The sequence below is a fragment of the Paraburkholderia sp. SSBN10T genome (genome assembly GCF_056619545.1).
In genome coordinates this window covers 197,564-212,099 of the sequence record NZ_JBWQQI010000016.1, presented here as the reverse complement: position 1 = coordinate 212,099, position 14,536 = coordinate 197,564, and the positions used below count along the sequence as shown (strand labels likewise).

Here is a 14,536-nt window from a genome sequence, read left to right as displayed (position 1 = left end):
CACCTGAAAAGGCCAAAAAAAACAAAAAGCGCACCGTTAAAAAACCCGATGCGCTTCGACCAACAACCAACCCCGAGCCCAGCAAAAGAGCCCCAAACGCGCAGCGTTTAATGAGCCGCCGCCGCCTGTACCTTCTTCCCGGCCCGACCAATTTCCTCAAGCTTAATCTCAACATGCCGCGAGAAAACATACTCAGCGGGCCGCTGCTTATCAAGAGGAATATCCTCAACGAACTCACCGGTAGTCTTAGGCCCGCGCAGCGAAACCTTAAAAGCCTTCAGCGGATGAGTAACAGTATCCATCACAGCGGTAGCCTCAAACCCACAGTGCACCATGCAATCAGCACACTTCTCATAGTTACCCGTGCCGTACTTCTCCCACTCCGTGGTCTCCATCAGTTCCTTGAAGGTCTTCACATACCCTTCGCCGACCAGATAGCACGGCTTCTGCCAGCCAAAGACCGTACGCGCCGGATTGCCCCACGGCGTGCATTGATACGTCTGATTGCCGGCCAGGAAGTCGAGGAACATCGCCGACTGGCTGAACGACCAGCTCTTGCCATTGTTGCCGCGCTTGAAAATCTCGCGGAACAGATGCTTCGTCTTGTCGCGGTTCAGGAAGTGCTGCTGGTCCGGTGCGCGCTCATACGCGTAACCCGGCGAGACGGTAATGCCGTCCACCCCCATTTCCTTGACCGTATCGAAGAACTTCGCGACGCGCTCCGGCACGGCGTCGTTGAACAGCGTGCAATTGATGTTGACGCGGAAACCGCGGCGCTTCGCTTCCTTGATCGCGGCGACTGCCTTGACGTAGACACCTTCCTGCGAGACCGAGTGGTCGTGCGCTTGCTGGTCGCCGTCCAGATGCACCGACCATACGAAGTACGGGTTCGGCTGGTAGTCGTCCATCTTCTTTTCCATCAGCAGCGCATTCGTGCACAGATACACGAACTTCTTGCGCGCGATGATGCCCTTCACGATCTCCGGCATTTCCTTGTGCAGCAGCGGCTCGCCGCCTGCAATCGAAACGACCGGCGCACCGCATTCGTCAACAGCGCCGAGGCACTCTTCGAGAGACAGACGCTGGTTCAGAATAGGATCCGGATAGTCGATCTTGCCGCAACCATTGCAGGCGAGATTGCAGCGGAACAGCGGCTCGAGCATCAATGCCAGCGGATAGCGCTTATTGCGCGACAGGTGCTGACGCATGATGTATGCGCCAACCCGGACTTTCTGGAGCAACGGAATAGACAAGATGTCCTCCTTAAACTTCGCGTGCGGCGAGAGGTTGCGTCAGCTTTGACGGCAACTTGAATTCAACTTTCTCTTCTCGGCCCGCCATCGTCGATACCTCGACAGGCCCCAATGCGCGCAGCGCATCGATTACGTTTTCAACCATTTCTTCAGGCGCCGAAGCACCCGCCGTGATGCCGACCGTCTGCACATTCGCAAACCATTCCGGCTTCACTTCCGAACCATCCGCCACCAGATAGCTCGGTACGCCCGTTTCGCTGCCGATCTCGCGCAGCCGGTTCGAGTTCGAACTGTTCGTTGCGCCCACCACCAGCAGCACCTCAACCTGCGTGCTCAGCTCGCGCACCGCCGCCTGGCGGTTTTGCGTGGCGTAGCAGATGTCCCGCGTATCCGGACCGACAATGTTGGTGAAGCGGCGCTGCAATGCGTCGATGATGCCGCGCGTGTCGTCCACCGACAGCGTCGTCTGCGTCACGTACGCGAGCGGTGCGTCGACCGGCAAGTCCAGATGCGCGACCTCGGCCTCGCTTTGCACCAGCAACACCTTGCCGGGGATCTGGCCAATCGTGCCTTCGACTTCGGGGTGCCCCGCGTGGCCGATCAGGATCAGCGTGCGCCCGGCGCCCACGTACTGGCGCCCCTGCACATGCACCTTGGTGACGAGCGGGCAGGTCGCGTCGAGCACGTCGAGGCCGCGTTCTTCCGCAGCGCGTTCGACGCTCTGGGCCACACCATGCGCGCTGAAAATCGCCACGGCGCCTTCCGGCACCTCATCGAGTTCTTCGACAAAGCGCGCCCCTTTCTGGCGCAAGTTGTCGACCACATGCCGGTTGTGGACGATTTCGTGGCGCACATACACGGGTGCGCCGTGTTGCTGTAACGCGCGATCGACAATTTCGATCGCCCGGACCACCCCCGCACAAAAGCCGCGGGGTTGAGCAAGGATGACTCGCATAGGCTGCCGAACTCCGACTGACGCAGGTTTCGAAGAAGCCGGTGAAAACGACTTTATCGCCGCGACCATGATAATAATTGATGTCTAAAAACCGACGTAAAGTCGGTAGACGAAAACCAAACGCGCATTCTAACGCTATCGGGCGTGCTTTGCTCTGGCGAGTCCGTCCCAAGCGGCTTGTAAGGCCCGTCCGGCAAGCATGGCGTGCTGCAGTCGCGGTGCGGAACCCTTAAACTATCTGGCCTTGCGGTAAATGCTTACAACTGTATTACCGAATGAATTCGAGGCTTGCCGTATGGAAGCCGATCACTACGAAAACTTTCCTGGCGTCGGTGCGTTTCTGCCGAAGGTGTGGCGGCCTCTGCTCGGCATGGGCGCACAGTATAAACTGCCGCTCGCGCTGCGCCTTCCCGGGCGCGCGGGGTACGATGTCTTCCGCCGTCGGCCGGTGCTCGATGGCTTCGACTGGTTTGTTGTCACGACGCGCGCGCCGCTCGCGATGTGGCTGTCCCGGCGCGTCATCGTGCGCCACTTCGATTGAGGGCAACGCGTAATGCAGGTGGTTCTGTTTGTTCTGTCGTGTCTTTCGCTGCTGATCTGGGGTGTGCTGCTGTTTTTCCGCGGCGGATTCTGGCGGGCGCGTCCCGCGGCGCCGCTTGCGAGCGCGCCGCGCGAGGCTTGGCCGGCGGTAGCAGCCGTAGTGCCGGCACGCAACGAGGCCGATGTCATCGCGCAGGCTGTCAGCACGCTGCTCGCCCAAGAGTACCCGGGGCAGTTCCATGTGATTGTCGTCGACGATCACAGCACCGACGGCACCGCTGACGCCGCCCGCGCCGCCGCGCTGCAGTTGCAGTGTTCCGACAGGTTGACGGTGCTCACCGCCAAGCCGCTGCCGCCGGGCTGGTCCGGCAAGGTCTGGGCGCAGTCGCAAGGTATCGAGGCGGTGCGCACGTTGGGTCTGCCGGCCGACTTTCTGCTGCTTACCGATGCAGATATCGGCCACCCTGCCGATGCCGTGACGCAACTCGTCGCACGCGCCGATGCGGAACAGCGCGACCTCGTCTCGCTGATGGTCAGGCTGCGCTGCGACTCGTTCTGGGAAAAGGCGCTGATTCCCGCTTTTGTGTTTTTCTTCGCCAAGCTGTATCCGTTCGCGTGGGTCAACAACCCGCGCAACAAGACGGCGGCGGCGGCCGGCGGCTGCATGCTGGTGCGGCGCACGGCGCTGGAGGAGGCGGGCGGCATCGAGTCGATCCGCGCCGAGCTGATCGACGATTGCAGTCTGGCTGCGCGTATCAAGCATCGCGGCGCCGGGCGTCATCCGATCCGGCTGGACGTGGCGGCGCGTAGCGTCTCCCTGCGTCCCTACGACAACTGGCGCGAGATCTGGAACATGATCGCGCGCACCGCGTTCACACAGTTGCATTACTCCGCCTGGCTGCTGGCCGGAACGCTGGCGGGCATGACGATCATCTATCTGATTCCGCCGGTCGCGGCGCTGGCGCTCGGGCCGTTGTGCTGGCCCGCGTGGCTTGCCTGGGCGGCGATGTGCTGCGCGTATGCGCCGATGCTGCGCTATTACGGCCGCTCGCCGCTCTGGGCGCCGTTCCTGCCGTTGGTGGCGTTGTTTTATGTCGGCGCCACGTTTGCGTCGGCGGTGCGCTATTGGCGCGGCAAGGGCGGTCAGTGGAAGGCGCGCGTGCAGGCGCCGGTGCAACAGGATCGGTAAGTAAGGCCGAGGGGCCGGACGGCGCAAGGCCGGCGACCCCAACCAGCACCGCCACCGCATCAAGGCAACCGGGTTACCGCTGCGTCAGCAGCGCGTACATCTGAATCACGCTATCCGGCGAGAACGTGAACGGCACCCAGCCGTGACCGGTATGGCGCATGATCAGCAAGCGGTCGCCGTTCGACTGTTTCTGCACGGCCATGACGGGGTTGCGGGTCGACACGAAGCGCCAGCCGGACGGCATGCTCATCGGCGGCTCGGGCGTCATTGAGGCGCGTGCATTCGACAGCTCCTCGATCAACTGGCCCACCTGCTCGGGACGCAGCGATACCGTCTTGCCGCCGATCGTCATGGTGATTTCGTTCTGGGCCGGGCGGCCGACCGACAGCGTGGGCTTTTCTTCAGCAGCGGCGCTTGTCGCGGCTTGCTCCGTTTCGGCCACGGCTTGCGCCACTGGGTCCATCCCGGCTGCCGGGCTCATTGGGGTGTCTTCGCTCGCCACGCCCGGCGCGGAGACCGGCGCTGAGGCAGCCTGCTGCACAGGGGCCTCGGCCGTTGCGTTTGCTGTGGCGGGTTCTGGGATGTTTTGGGCCTGCGGGGCCACGACAGCCTGGATAAGCTGATCGACGCCCACTTCAAGCGCGCCGAGCTGTTCGTGAAGGTTCATGCGAGGATTCTCTGGTAAGACCCGCGATTTTACCTGTTGCGCGCGGGCTGTGACCCGCCGCGGGCCGGGCGACGTTGTAACAAAGTGCGTGCGGGTCTGTCCAGAGGGCCGTTCGTTACGCCTTCAGATACCCCGCTTGCCTGAACCACTCGAGCGCATCGGCCAAACCTTCGCGGTAGGGCCGGGCACAATAGCCGAGTTCGCGTTCCGCCTTCGCGGACGTGAAGTACATCTTGTTCTTCGACATCTTCAGACCGTCGACGGTCACAAACGGTTCTCGCTTTGTGATCTTTGCCACCGCCTCGGCGCCCATCGCAAGCGGGTAAAGCGGCCAGCGCGGCAGGCTGATGGTCGGGGCTTTGCGCCCGGTGAGCGCGGCGATGTCGGCGAGCATCGCCTGCAGCGGCAGGTTTTCGCCGCCGAGAATATAGCGCTCGCCGATCTTGCCGCGTTCGAGCGCAAGGAAGTGCCCGGCCGCTACATCGTCGACATGCACGAGGTTCAGCCCGGTGTCCACAAAGGCCGGAATCTTGCCGAGCGCGGCCTCGACGATAATGCGGCCAGTCGGCGTGGGCTTGACGTCGCGCGGACCGATCGGGGTCGACGGATTGACGATTACCGCGGGCAAACCATCCTCCGCAATCATCCGTTCGACCGCGCGCTCGGCCAGCACCTTGCTGCGCTTGTAGACGCCGATTGCCTGGTCGGCCTTGAGCGGTGAAGTCTCGTCGGACGACTGGCCCGAACTCGTCACCTTCAGCGTCGCCACGCTGCTGGTGTAGACGATGCGCTCGACACCTTCCTTCAGCGCCGCGCGCATGGTGGCCTCGGTGCCTTCCAGATTCGAGCGTTCGATCTCGCCTGGGTCCGGCGCCCACAGCCGATAGTCGGCCGCGACGTGCAGCAGATAGCGCACGCCGCGCAGCGCGGCGCGCATCGATGCCTCGTCGCGCATGTCGCCCACGACGATTTCCGCGTCGAGCGCCTCGACGTTGCGGCGCGGACTGGTGGCGCGCACCAGCACGCGCACCTTGAAACCCTTCTCTTGCGCGATGCGCGCCACCGCCGAGCCGACGAAGCCGGAAGCGCCGGTAACGAGTACGAGATCGCGGTTCTGATCCATCATTCTTTTCCAATTCCCTGCGTGGCGGTCGTCGGATTGTACGTGGCGCGTGCGCCGCGTGTCGCGCCGCGGGCCATTCTTATGTTCAATGCCGTGCAAGCAATCTCGCCGCGACGCGACTAGAATGCCGGCTTGAAAGATTGTGAGGAGAAGACGGCATGACAGGCCCGGATCTGGATTCGCGGATCGAAACGTATTACGTGCGGGTGCGCGGCGTCGTGCAAGGCGTCGGTTTCCGCCACGCGACCGTACGCCAGGCGCACGCGCTCGGTATCAAAGGATGGGTGGCCAATCTCGACGATGGCTCGGTCGAAGCCGTCTTGCAGGGCACTGCCAATCAGGTGGACCGGATGCTCTCGTGGTTGCGCCACGGGCCGCCGGCCGCTCGCGTGAGCGAAGTGGCCGGCGAAGAGCGGGTGACGGAAAAGCGCTACGAGCGCTTCGAGCAGCACTGAGTGAAGCGGCGCGGGTGGTAAAAGGCAGCCACCGCACGGGACTCACCGCACGGGCGTTAGCCAAGCCCTATTGCGCAACCAGCAGGCTCTCCGCGAACCCCCACTCCCGCTCGACCCACTGATGACTGCACGCGAAGCCGGCGTCGTCGGCGATCGCATGAACTTCTTCGGTCCGGTACTTGTGGCTGCTCTCGGTCCAGATGGTTTCGCCTTCGTCCAGCGTCACCGTCAGTTGCGCGGCGCGCACATGCGCCGTGACAGGACGCCGCGCGCGCAGATGCATTTCGATGCTGCGTGCGTCGGGATTGAAGCGCGCCACGTGCTCGAACGCGTCAAGCGGAAAATCGCCGCCCAGTTCGCGATTGATGCGCGCGAGCAGGTTCAGGTTGAAAGAGGCGGTGACGCCGACCGGATCGTCGTAAGCGGCCACCAGCACCGGGATCGGCTTCTCGAGATCCGTGCCGAGCAGCAACGCATCGCCGGGCGCCAGCATGCCGCGGATCGAACGCAGAAAGCGCGTTGCCGCGAGGCGGCCGAAATTGCCGATCGTGCTGCCGAGAAACAGCACCAGCAGCCGTTCGCCGGAAGCGCGTTTCTTGCTGACTTCCGCGAGACCTGCGAGGTAGTCGCGTTCGTAGCCGACAATCGAAATGCGTTCGATATCGCCCAGTTCGCGCCGGCATAACTGTAGCGCGCTACGCGAAATTTCAATCGGACAGTACGAAGTGGGGCGCTTTTTACACAGCGCTTCCAGAATTCGCCGCGTCTTGCGGCCGCTGCCGCTACCCAGCTCGGCAACGGTCACGTCGTGCGGAAGCTGCGCCACGATGTCCGCCGCGTGCTTCGCCAGGAGCCGTTCTTCCGCGCGCGTTACGCCGTATTCGGGCAGCACGGTGATCACTTCGAACAGCGCTGAGCCCACTTCGTCGTACAGGTATTTGGACGGCAACTCCTTCTGCGGCGTGTGGGTGAGCCCGGCGCGAACCTCGGTGGCGAAATCGGGCGAGACATCCTGCAATAGGGCTGGCTGAGTCATGCTTGCTCCAGTTTTCACGTTCCGGTGACGGTTTTCTGTCAGCAGGGTGTTCACGAGCGCGACACGGAACGGTGCCACGCGCGTCAGGAAGGAGCGGACCTGAGGTCCGCAGGGACGGCGCATTCGCCGGACAAGCCGGGGTGATCAAGCAAGAAGCGCGCTTGCGCGCAATCATGCGGCGACGTGCGATGTCGCAATGCCGTTGAGGCAATCGGCAACATGAGCACCCTCGTGCGCACGCGTGAAGTTATGTTCTAGTTCATCGACGGCCGTCGCGCACGGAGTAATTGTGCTCCGCGGCGCCGCTTCTTGCTGGCAACGCGTCTAGAATGCCGGCTTGCGTTTTTAGAATCATCCGATGAACACCTACGAACCTGGACGGGGCATCGCACTGTCGGTCAGCGCCTCGACGTTGTTTGCGCTGCTATCGGTGTACGCCAAACTGCTCGCGCCTTTGAGCGGGCTCGATATATTCGCGTGGCGTGTAGTCTGGACCGTGCCGGGCGCGCTTTTGCTGATCGCGCTGCGACAGCGCTTGCCGTTGCTCGCGCAACTGATGGCGCGAGCCGTCAGTGAACCGCGCATCGGTCTAGCGCTCGTGGCCAGCGCGGCGATGCTCGGCGCGCAGCTTTGGGTGTTCCTGTGGGCGCCGTTGCACGGCCGCATGCTGGAGGTCTCGCTCGGTTACTTCCTGCTGCCGCTGACGATGGTGCTAGTGGGCCGCTTCTACTATCGTGAGCGGATCGACGGGTTGCAGTGGCTCGCGGTGGCCTGTGCCGCAGTGGGCGTCGCACATGAAATCTGGGTAACGGGCGCGTTTTCATGGCCGACGCTGCTGGTCGCGCTCGGTTATCCGCCGTACTTCGTGCTGCGCCGCAAAATCAACGCGGATTCAATGACGGTGTTCTCGCTGGAAATGGCGCTGCTGCTGCCGTTCGCGATCGCGCAAGTGGTGCTCGGCGGCTCGCTCACGATGGTGGCAGGCCGCCTCGATATGATTTTCCTGCTGCTGCCTGGCCTCGGCGTGCTGAGTACGGTTGCGCTGGCGTCGTATCTGAAGGCGAGCCGGATGTTGCCGATGGCGCTGTTCGGCATTCTCGGCTACGTGGAACCGGTCTTGCTGGTGCTGGTGTCCGTTACGTTGCTGGGCGAGCCGTTGACTGCGCAACAACTGGCCACCTATGTGCCGATCTGGCTGGCAGTGGGGCTCACGGCATTGCACGGCGTACGGCTGGTGCGCTTGCCTCAGACATCGCGTTGAACCGCACCCGGCGAGGCTGACGCGGGCTTAGTACGGAACGGTTCATGCGAATGCGCTGCCGGACGCGTGCGTTAAGGACCGTGATGCGCTGCCGCACGATCCGGGTTGATGCGCGTCGCTCCCACCTCTGCTTCGATCGCCTCCCGCAGGGCAGGGCGCCAGCCGAAACCGAACAACGCTTCGGCCAGCACGAACAGCGGACCGATCAGCAGGCCGACGAGATCGTCGACGAAGGCCGGCTTGCGATGCTCGTAGGCCATGTGGCCGACAAACTGAAATACCCAGCCGACTACGAAGAGGCCAATGCCGGCGGCCAGCCAGGTCAACGTGGATTGCGCGGCGAGCCATTGGCCGCAGGCAAGGCACAGCGCCGAGACGACGGCCATCATCAGGCCGAGCGGCACATCGAGCACAAGGTAATAGAGCGTGGCTGCCACGAACAGTACCCAGGCAGGCGAGAGCGGTAGCGGCAACGCGGCGAACATCCATGCAGGGCGGCTCAACAGCACCGCGAGCGCCAGCACGATCATCGGAATGCCGACGAAATGTGTGGCGATGTTGCGCCGGTCGCGGTGATAGGCCGCGTACTGGGTCAATTGTTGGGTCAGCGTTCTCATGAGTGCCGCTCCTCGATCAAAGTCATCATAATCGCGGTCAAGCGGAATAAAAACCTTCGGGTAGCCGACAATCTCCGCACTCCAGTCCTGCATGGTGCCAGCCTATGAGTTCGCCTTTCTCCCCGAATGACCCGCAAGCGGTGCTCGAACGCAGTGCTTGGTTTCGCTCGGCGCCCGAGGCGTTTCGGGCGCAACTGGTCGAACTCGGCCGCGTGAAGCGCCTGCAGGCAGGCGAGCGGCTCTTCACGCGCGGCGATCCCGACGATGGACTCTACTGTGTGCTGGATGGCCTCGTGCGCATTGGCGCGGCGAGTTTTGCCGGCAAGGAAGCGCTGCTTGCCGTGATCGAACCGGTCAACTGGTTCGGCGAAATTGCGTTGTTCGATGGCCGCGCGCGCACGCACGACGCTTATGCAGAACGCGACTCCGTGCTGTTTCATATCCCGCGTGCCGAGCTGGTGGCGTTGCTCGAACGCACGCCGCAGTACTGGTATCTGTTCGGCCTGCTGCTCACGCAAAAGCTGCGTCTTGCCTTCGATGCGATCGAGGAGGCAGCGCTGTTGCCGGCGGCGCAGCGCATTGCGCGCCGCTTGCTGCTGATGGCGGGCGGTTACGGCGAGCCGGGGATGTTGCGGCGCGTGCTGAAGCTGCCGCAGGAAGATCTTGCGATGATGCTGGCGTTATCGCGGCAAACGATCAATCAGATTCTTAAGCAGTTCGAAACGCAGGGTGCATTGCAACTGCGCTATGCAGAAATCGAAATCGTCGACGTCAATAAGTTGATGGCATTGGCGAACCCCGATGAGACAGGACGTCTATCGGCTTGATCCCGCTTGCGGGGCAACCAGTAAAAAAGGCGAGTCCGCAGACTCGCCCTCCCCAACGGCATATTCGGCTTCAACTGTTAAGACCTGGTGGCCGGATTATGTCGATAACCGATCACCTTAGTTGGTCTTGGTGGTGTCGGTCTTTGCGCCGTCGGTCTTGACCGGCGCTGCGCTGGCCTCCTTGCCGGCTTCCCCGGTGGCTTTAGTCTTTTCAGCGCTGGCCACGGCGGCGTGCTTCTTGTTGCTGATCTTATGGGCCTGGGTCTTCTTGACGTGGGCAGTCCCGCTCTTGGTCTTCTTGACCTTGGCTTCGGTCTTGTCGGCCGTCGTGCTCGCTTGCTTGGCCGAGGCGTCGGTCTTCGCTGCGTCAGTGGATGTGATGCCGCCAGCCTTGAGGTTGGCCTGGCCAGCCGCTTGAGTTTGTTGATCGCCTGACGTCGCCGGTGCGGCAGTCGGTGCGGCTGTCTGTGCGAAGGCTGTCGAAACGAGCAGAGCGGAAGCGAGAGCAGCGAAAATCTTCTTCATGGTTTAACTCCTTGTGTGGCGGCTGAAAAGGTTCAGCGCTGCCGGTTTAACGCTAGCCGGATCACAGGAGTTGACGCTGTTCTGGTGACAAAACGTAACGGCGGAAACATGTGCTTATCGAGATACATGGACGCGCATTTCACCACTACATATATGACGATTTAAGTTTTCCTTAAGAAATGAGGATGACGAATTGGTGTGCCGTCGGCATCAAGCCGCTGGACTCGATGCTCGATGCGAGCCATGCAGAGCGATGCGTCTGAAGAAGGAAGTCGAAACCGCTTCGAGAGATGCAGCTTGCGTGACGGCGGTAGGGGAATGTCGCTCAGTATGTCTTGATCGCGTCGCGATAGACTTCGGCGATCTGCGCTGCGATTACCGTGTCGTCGAAATGTTTGCGCGCGTAGCGACGGCATGCGTCGGCGCTCGGCATCACGCGCACGCCGAGCAGTGCATCGGCAATGCCGTTGCCGAGTTCCCGGTAGCCACCGGACGAGACTACCAGGTGATCCGACAGGGGCGCGACCGCTTCGGCCGAGCCGCCCTCGGCCGTCACCAGAACCGGCGTACCTGTGGCGAGCGATTCGATCGCAGTCAGCCCGCAGTCTTTCATGGCGACCGTTGGCACGACCGTCAGATCGGCGGCGCGGTAGTACTGCGGTAACGCATCGTCGGAGACGAAACCCGCGAGCTGGACCTGGTTCTCCAGATCGCGGGCGACGATGCGTCCGTACAGCAGATCTTGTTCCGGCCCGGCGCCGGCGATGACCAGAAACACGTCAGGCACGACCAGCTTGACCATAAAGATCGCGTCGATCAGATCGTCGAGCCCCATGCCGGGGATGAGCGGCCGCACGCACAGCAGTACCGGCCGGTCTTGCGGCATGGCGAGGCGCTTGCGCGCCTGCTTTCTGGTAACGCGCAGCGCGAAGCGCGAGGTGTCGACACATCCGGGCACCACACGAATGCGCTCTTCCGGAACGCGGTAGCGCGTATGCAGGACATCACCCGACTCGCGCGATAACACGATATGGCGCGTGCCGCCGTGATACACCATTCGCTCGAGGCCGTAGCGCAAGGGGCCGAGCAAAGCCGCGCCACGGTCGCTACGATGTTCGTCGACCCACGAGCCATGAAAATGGACGACACGCGGCACCTTGCCGAACTTGCCGAGGATCGGCGCAGCGTGTGGCGCGAAGTGCAGCGCGACCACATCGGGCTTGCGCCCCGGTTCGAGCGGGCGCGGTTGCGCGGCAGGGCGCCGGAGCAGTCGCCCGAGGCTCGCCTGTGCATCGGCAAGGGTCTGCTGCACGGCGCTGGATGGGGTGGGCGCGGCAGACGCGGCGGCGCCTGGATCGCGCACATTGACACCTTGACCAGGCAAAGCTGCGGCCAGAGTCTGGAGCATCCGGTCGAGACCGTCGTGACGTGCCAGCGGACGTCGCATGCCGATCTGCAAAGAATCGATCGGCGTGTTCATGATGCAGCGCGCGCCCGGTCGTAGGCATGCCTCGCGTGCGGTTGCAGTTGCAAATCGTCCGGATCCATCGCTGCCCTTGTGCGGCCTGTGTAGCGGGAGACGTTGAGCTGAGGCGTTGCTCAACTATCGCCGCATACGGTACGTCCGCAAATTGCGCGTCTCTGTGTGCTACCGCACCTAACGCCTGGCAGTGTCTGAAGTCTTTGCAAATTTTGTCGTTCTTGGCCGTCTATACAACTTGCCCTCAACACGTCACTTGAACGGATTGTCGACCACTCCTGGTTTGGCGTCCGGTTCGTCCTTGATCCGCTCAGGCAAATTGGCTTGAGCCTGCAATGTTCCGACGATACTGTCGAGGGCTTGTTTCAAGACGAGTGCCGCCTTCAGCCCGCGCTGATCTTTCGTCAGCTCGAGCGTGCCGGTTAGCGTGACACGTGTCGTCCCATTGCTGAGCGTCAGCGTGTCGCCCTGAATACTGAGTACCTCGTCGTCGTTCGAGAAAGCGTTAAACACCTTTGAGTCCTCCTGGACGCTGATCTTTCACTGACTCGGGAATGCCCGGAAAGCGGATGCCGCTCATCGCTTCGAGTTCGTGAACGGTTTTGATGTTGTAGCGATTCGTCGAGACATTGTCGACCACCACCGCGAACGCCATTTGTGTCGACGGCACGTACACCACCTTGAACAATTGCGTCGGCACGAACACGCGCGTCGGTCCGATGGTCTGCAACTGCTGGCCGGTGAACATCGGCCCGGTCACCACGTAGGTGTCGTCGTAGCGGGTGGCGATCTTGCGCACCGAGGTTTCGATGCGCGCCCACAGGCGCTGATTGTTCTCGCGATTCTGCGGCACCACGTTCGCCAGCGAAAACGACTGTGCCATCGCTTGCTGATTCCAGCGGTTGCCTGCTGGGCTCATATGGCCACGGTCAAAGCCGCTGCGCTTGTAATCGGCAAGCGTCGCGCCTTCGCCGTCGGGCAGACGCGCATCCTCGAAGAACTTGTTGGTGCGCACCATGTCTTGGGCGGCTTCGATGTGATCGCGCGTCAGATGTTCGGCGGACCAGAGCGGCCCGTGCGTGATGCCGGAATGCAAGACCGCGAAGTCCGAGTAACAGAGCATGCGCGCCTTCGGCGCTATCTTCTGGTTGGTCAGCACCGGCCACTGCGCGTTGGGCGTGAAGTCGGCACAGGAGGGCGCGGCGATGGCATGCGCCGCGACGGCGAACAGCAGAGAGGCAAACCACTTCTTCATGGATCAGGCAGCGGAGGAACGGGGGGCAAAAGTATAGCGTCGCGCGTGCTGCTTGCGCGAGCCAAGCCCCACCTCCGGAGCCAGCATTCAGGTCAGGAGAGGGACGCAACGACAGCGCCCCTCTTTCGCAGCCTAGCTGTCGAAGACGCGGTGTTCCGCGTGAACGGGCTGACGGTCTACAGCCTGCAGCCGCCAGTAACCGGTTGCCGGCTGATGCGCCGGCACGCACGTCCAGGCGGCCGAGCCTTCCGCCGAACTGACGCGCTGCTTGCGGTCCACGTGCAGGCCGCGCAGCGTACACAGCGGCGCGTCGGTGCTCGGCGCGCACAGTGTCGTGACGCCGTCGGCGTCATGGAGTTCGCCCCAGGGGGGCAGATCGATCCCTTGATGCGCTTCTCTCGACCACCGATGCTCATCGGTATCGAGCCACAGCACAGCGTAATCGTGATTGACGGTGGGATCGGAACCGTTGATCAGAATGGTCAGGCGCATGGCAGTTCCGTTACACAGAGCGCGAAGTATTGCTCTATCAGTCTAGGCCGAGCTTCACGTTATGCAAGGCAAACGACTATCGGCGGCATTGAAAAACACAATTGGGGAACGTCTTGCCCAGCTTCTAGATTTAAAGACGCGGTGCAGCGACGCGCGTCTGCCCGGCGGTCCTGTGGACGATTTCGTCCACCATCGCGCGCCCCACATTACAGGCTTGCATGGAGGTTCAGATGTCGCAACTCAAGGGTTCGAAGACCGAGGATAATCTGAAGGCAGCGTTCGCCGGCGAATCGCAGGCGAATCGTCGTTATCTGTATTTCGCAGCCAAGGCCGACGTTGAGGGCCAGAACGATGTTGCGGCGCTATTCCGCTCGACCGCCGAAGGCGAAACGGGTCACGCGCACGGTCACCTCGAGTATCTCGAAGCGGTAGGCGACCCGGCCACTGGACTGCCGTTCGGTTCGTCGCGGCAAAACCTGCAAGCGGCGATCGCCGGCGAAACCCATGAATACACCGATATGTATCCGGGCATGGCAAAGGCCGCGCGCGAAGAGGGCTTCGACGAAATCGCCAACTGGTTCGAAACGCTCGCCAAAGCCGAGCGTAGCCACGCCAACCGCTACTCGAAGGCGCTCGAAGCACTGGTCGACTGACGCGGCATGCATCGGCGCGAACGCCAGCTACACTGAAACAGGTTGAAGCAACAGCAGGAGCTTGCGGCAACGGTCCGCAGGCTCCTGTTCGTGTCGGCGCGGCGCAAGGTGCGGCGCGTCGTGGCCGTCGTGGCGATGTGCCGCGGCTTGAGCGCGCTCAGGTGCCGGTTTCGCAGTCAAAATAGAAAAACGCAAACGCATTCAAGGA

At 62.5% G+C, this 14,536-nt stretch carries 17 protein-coding genes; 6 read left to right on the top strand and 11 right to left on the bottom strand.

Features of this window, described 5'->3' with window-relative positions; all coding sequences use genetic code 11:
* Window positions 1-107: 107 nt before the first annotated feature.
* Both hpnH and ispH read right to left on the bottom strand, forming a co-directional pair.
* A complete protein-coding gene (gene hpnH, locus AC1ECK_RS23935; RefSeq protein ID WP_480323436.1) occupies window positions 108-1,253 on the bottom strand; it encodes an adenosyl-hopene transferase HpnH in 1,146 nt (381 codons plus the stop codon).
* Between the two features lie 10 nt (window positions 1,254-1,263).
* On the bottom strand, window positions 1,264-2,208 hold the full coding sequence (gene ispH / locus AC1ECK_RS23930; RefSeq protein WP_480323434.1) for a 4-hydroxy-3-methylbut-2-enyl diphosphate reductase: 945 nt from the start codon (window positions 2,206-2,208) through the stop codon (window positions 1,264-1,266).
* A 295-nt stretch (window positions 2,209-2,503) separates the two neighbouring features.
* On the opposite strand from ispH, the gene AC1ECK_RS23925 reads away from it, so the two are divergent.
* Entirely contained in the window at window positions 2,504-2,749 is a 246-nt protein-coding gene (locus tag AC1ECK_RS23925; RefSeq protein ID WP_480323432.1) for a hypothetical protein, read from the top strand.
* Between the two features lie 12 nt (window positions 2,750-2,761).
* On the top strand, window positions 2,762-3,937 hold the full coding sequence (locus AC1ECK_RS23920; RefSeq protein ID WP_480323430.1) for a glycosyltransferase: 1,176 nt from the start codon (window positions 2,762-2,764) through the stop codon (window positions 3,935-3,937).
* Between the two features lie 73 nt (window positions 3,938-4,010).
* Here the strand turns inward: AC1ECK_RS23920 and AC1ECK_RS23915 are convergent, their stop codons facing one another.
* Window positions 4,011-4,604, bottom strand: a complete 594-nt coding sequence (locus AC1ECK_RS23915; protein ID WP_480323428.1) for a hypothetical protein — start codon at window positions 4,602-4,604, stop codon at window positions 4,011-4,013.
* Window positions 4,605-4,719: 115 nt separating this feature from the next.
* Window positions 4,720-5,730: a hopanoid-associated sugar epimerase gene (hpnA, locus tag AC1ECK_RS23910; RefSeq protein ID WP_480323426.1), complete on the bottom strand. Its 1,011-nt coding sequence runs from the start codon at window positions 5,728-5,730 to the stop codon at window positions 4,720-4,722.
* A 155-nt stretch (window positions 5,731-5,885) separates the two neighbouring features.
* On the opposite strand from hpnA, the gene AC1ECK_RS23905 reads away from it, so the two are divergent.
* Window positions 5,886-6,182, top strand: coding sequence for an acylphosphatase (locus AC1ECK_RS23905; RefSeq protein WP_480323424.1), 297 nt, complete (start codon window positions 5,886-5,888; stop codon window positions 6,180-6,182).
* Between the two features lie 67 nt (window positions 6,183-6,249).
* Here the strand turns inward: AC1ECK_RS23905 and egtD are convergent, their stop codons facing one another.
* The gene (egtD, locus tag AC1ECK_RS23900) at window positions 6,250-7,218 is read right to left on the bottom strand and encodes an L-histidine N(alpha)-methyltransferase (protein ID WP_480323422.1); all 969 of its coding nucleotides are present in this window, start codon (window positions 7,216-7,218) and stop codon (window positions 6,250-6,252) included.
* A gap of 358 nt (window positions 7,219-7,576) precedes the next feature.
* Here egtD and rarD point away from each other — a divergent pair, with 358 nt between their 5' ends.
* A complete protein-coding gene (gene rarD, locus AC1ECK_RS23895; RefSeq protein ID WP_480323420.1) occupies window positions 7,577-8,479 on the top strand; it encodes an EamA family transporter RarD in 903 nt (300 codons plus the stop codon).
* A 71-nt stretch (window positions 8,480-8,550) separates the two neighbouring features.
* Here rarD and AC1ECK_RS23890 read toward each other — a convergent pair whose 3' ends face one another.
* Window positions 8,551-9,096: an Mpo1 family 2-hydroxy fatty acid dioxygenase gene (locus AC1ECK_RS23890; protein ID WP_480323418.1), complete on the bottom strand. Its 546-nt coding sequence runs from the start codon at window positions 9,094-9,096 to the stop codon at window positions 8,551-8,553.
* 104 nt (window positions 9,097-9,200) lie between these two features.
* Here AC1ECK_RS23890 and AC1ECK_RS23885 point away from each other — a divergent pair, with 104 nt between their 5' ends.
* Window positions 9,201-9,923, top strand: a complete 723-nt coding sequence (locus AC1ECK_RS23885; protein ID WP_480323416.1) for a Crp/Fnr family transcriptional regulator — start codon at window positions 9,201-9,203, stop codon at window positions 9,921-9,923.
* Window positions 9,924-10,040: 117 nt separating this feature from the next.
* Here the strand turns inward: AC1ECK_RS23885 and AC1ECK_RS23880 are convergent, their stop codons facing one another.
* The 5 genes from AC1ECK_RS23880 to AC1ECK_RS23860 all read right to left on the bottom strand — a co-directional run bounded on the left by AC1ECK_RS23880 (window position 10,041) and on the right by AC1ECK_RS23860 (window position 13,675).
* Window positions 10,041-10,448 (bottom strand): hypothetical protein, encoded by a 408-nt coding sequence (locus AC1ECK_RS23880; protein WP_480323414.1) that lies wholly within the window; start codon window positions 10,446-10,448, stop codon window positions 10,041-10,043.
* Between the two features lie 325 nt (window positions 10,449-10,773).
* Entirely contained in the window at window positions 10,774-11,928 is a 1,155-nt protein-coding gene (locus AC1ECK_RS23875; RefSeq protein ID WP_480323412.1) for a glycosyltransferase family 4 protein, read from the bottom strand.
* Between the two features lie 252 nt (window positions 11,929-12,180).
* Window positions 12,181-12,441 carry a hypothetical protein gene (locus AC1ECK_RS23870; protein ID WP_480323410.1) on the bottom strand — a complete coding sequence of 87 codons (261 nt, stop codon included), beginning with the start codon at window positions 12,439-12,441 and terminating at the stop codon, window positions 12,181-12,183.
* The gene (locus AC1ECK_RS23865; protein WP_480323408.1) at window positions 12,434-13,183 is read right to left on the bottom strand and encodes a DNA/RNA non-specific endonuclease; all 750 of its coding nucleotides are present in this window, start codon (window positions 13,181-13,183) and stop codon (window positions 12,434-12,436) included. Before AC1ECK_RS23865 ends, AC1ECK_RS23870 begins: the two co-directional genes overlap by 8 nt.
* Window positions 13,184-13,315: 132 nt before the next feature.
* Complete coding sequence (locus AC1ECK_RS23860) at window positions 13,316-13,675, bottom strand: DUF3564 domain-containing protein (RefSeq protein WP_480323406.1); 360 nt, start codon at window positions 13,673-13,675, stop codon at window positions 13,316-13,318.
* Between the two features lie 230 nt (window positions 13,676-13,905).
* On the opposite strand from AC1ECK_RS23860, the gene AC1ECK_RS23855 reads away from it, so the two are divergent.
* On the top strand, window positions 13,906-14,328 hold the full coding sequence (locus AC1ECK_RS23855) for a rubrerythrin family protein (protein ID WP_480323404.1): 423 nt from the start codon (window positions 13,906-13,908) through the stop codon (window positions 14,326-14,328).
* The last annotated feature ends 208 nt before the right edge of the window (window positions 14,329-14,536 follow it).

Coding starts and splice junctions, on each gene's coding strand:
- ispH (WP_480323434.1), bottom strand. CDS start 2,208: ATGCGAGTCATCCTTGCTCAACCCCGCGGCTTTTGTGCGGGGGTGGTC.
- AC1ECK_RS23925 (WP_480323432.1), top strand. CDS start 2,504: ATGGAAGCCGATCACTACGAAAACTTTCCTGGCGTCGGTGCGTTTCTG.
- AC1ECK_RS23920 (WP_480323430.1), top strand. CDS start 2,762: ATGCAGGTGGTTCTGTTTGTTCTGTCGTGTCTTTCGCTGCTGATCTGG.
- AC1ECK_RS23915 (WP_480323428.1), bottom strand. CDS start 4,604: ATGAACCTTCACGAACAGCTCGGCGCGCTTGAAGTGGGCGTCGATCAG.
- hpnA (WP_480323426.1), bottom strand. CDS start 5,730: ATGATGGATCAGAACCGCGATCTCGTACTCGTTACCGGCGCTTCCGGC.
- AC1ECK_RS23905 (WP_480323424.1), top strand. CDS start 5,886: ATGACAGGCCCGGATCTGGATTCGCGGATCGAAACGTATTACGTGCGG.
- egtD (WP_480323422.1), bottom strand. CDS start 7,218: ATGACTCAGCCAGCCCTATTGCAGGATGTCTCGCCCGATTTCGCCACC.
- rarD (WP_480323420.1), top strand. CDS start 7,577: ATGAACACCTACGAACCTGGACGGGGCATCGCACTGTCGGTCAGCGCC.
- AC1ECK_RS23890 (WP_480323418.1), bottom strand. CDS start 9,096: ATGAGAACGCTGACCCAACAATTGACCCAGTACGCGGCCTATCACCGC.
- AC1ECK_RS23885 (WP_480323416.1), top strand. CDS start 9,201: ATGAGTTCGCCTTTCTCCCCGAATGACCCGCAAGCGGTGCTCGAACGC.
- AC1ECK_RS23880 (WP_480323414.1), bottom strand. CDS start 10,448: ATGAAGAAGATTTTCGCTGCTCTCGCTTCCGCTCTGCTCGTTTCGACA.
- AC1ECK_RS23875 (WP_480323412.1), bottom strand. CDS start 11,928: ATGAACACGCCGATCGATTCTTTGCAGATCGGCATGCGACGTCCGCTG.
- AC1ECK_RS23865 (WP_480323408.1), bottom strand. CDS start 13,183: ATGAAGAAGTGGTTTGCCTCTCTGCTGTTCGCCGTCGCGGCGCATGCC.
- AC1ECK_RS23860 (WP_480323406.1), bottom strand. CDS start 13,675: ATGCGCCTGACCATTCTGATCAACGGTTCCGATCCCACCGTCAATCAC.
- AC1ECK_RS23855 (WP_480323404.1), top strand. CDS start 13,906: ATGTCGCAACTCAAGGGTTCGAAGACCGAGGATAATCTGAAGGCAGCG.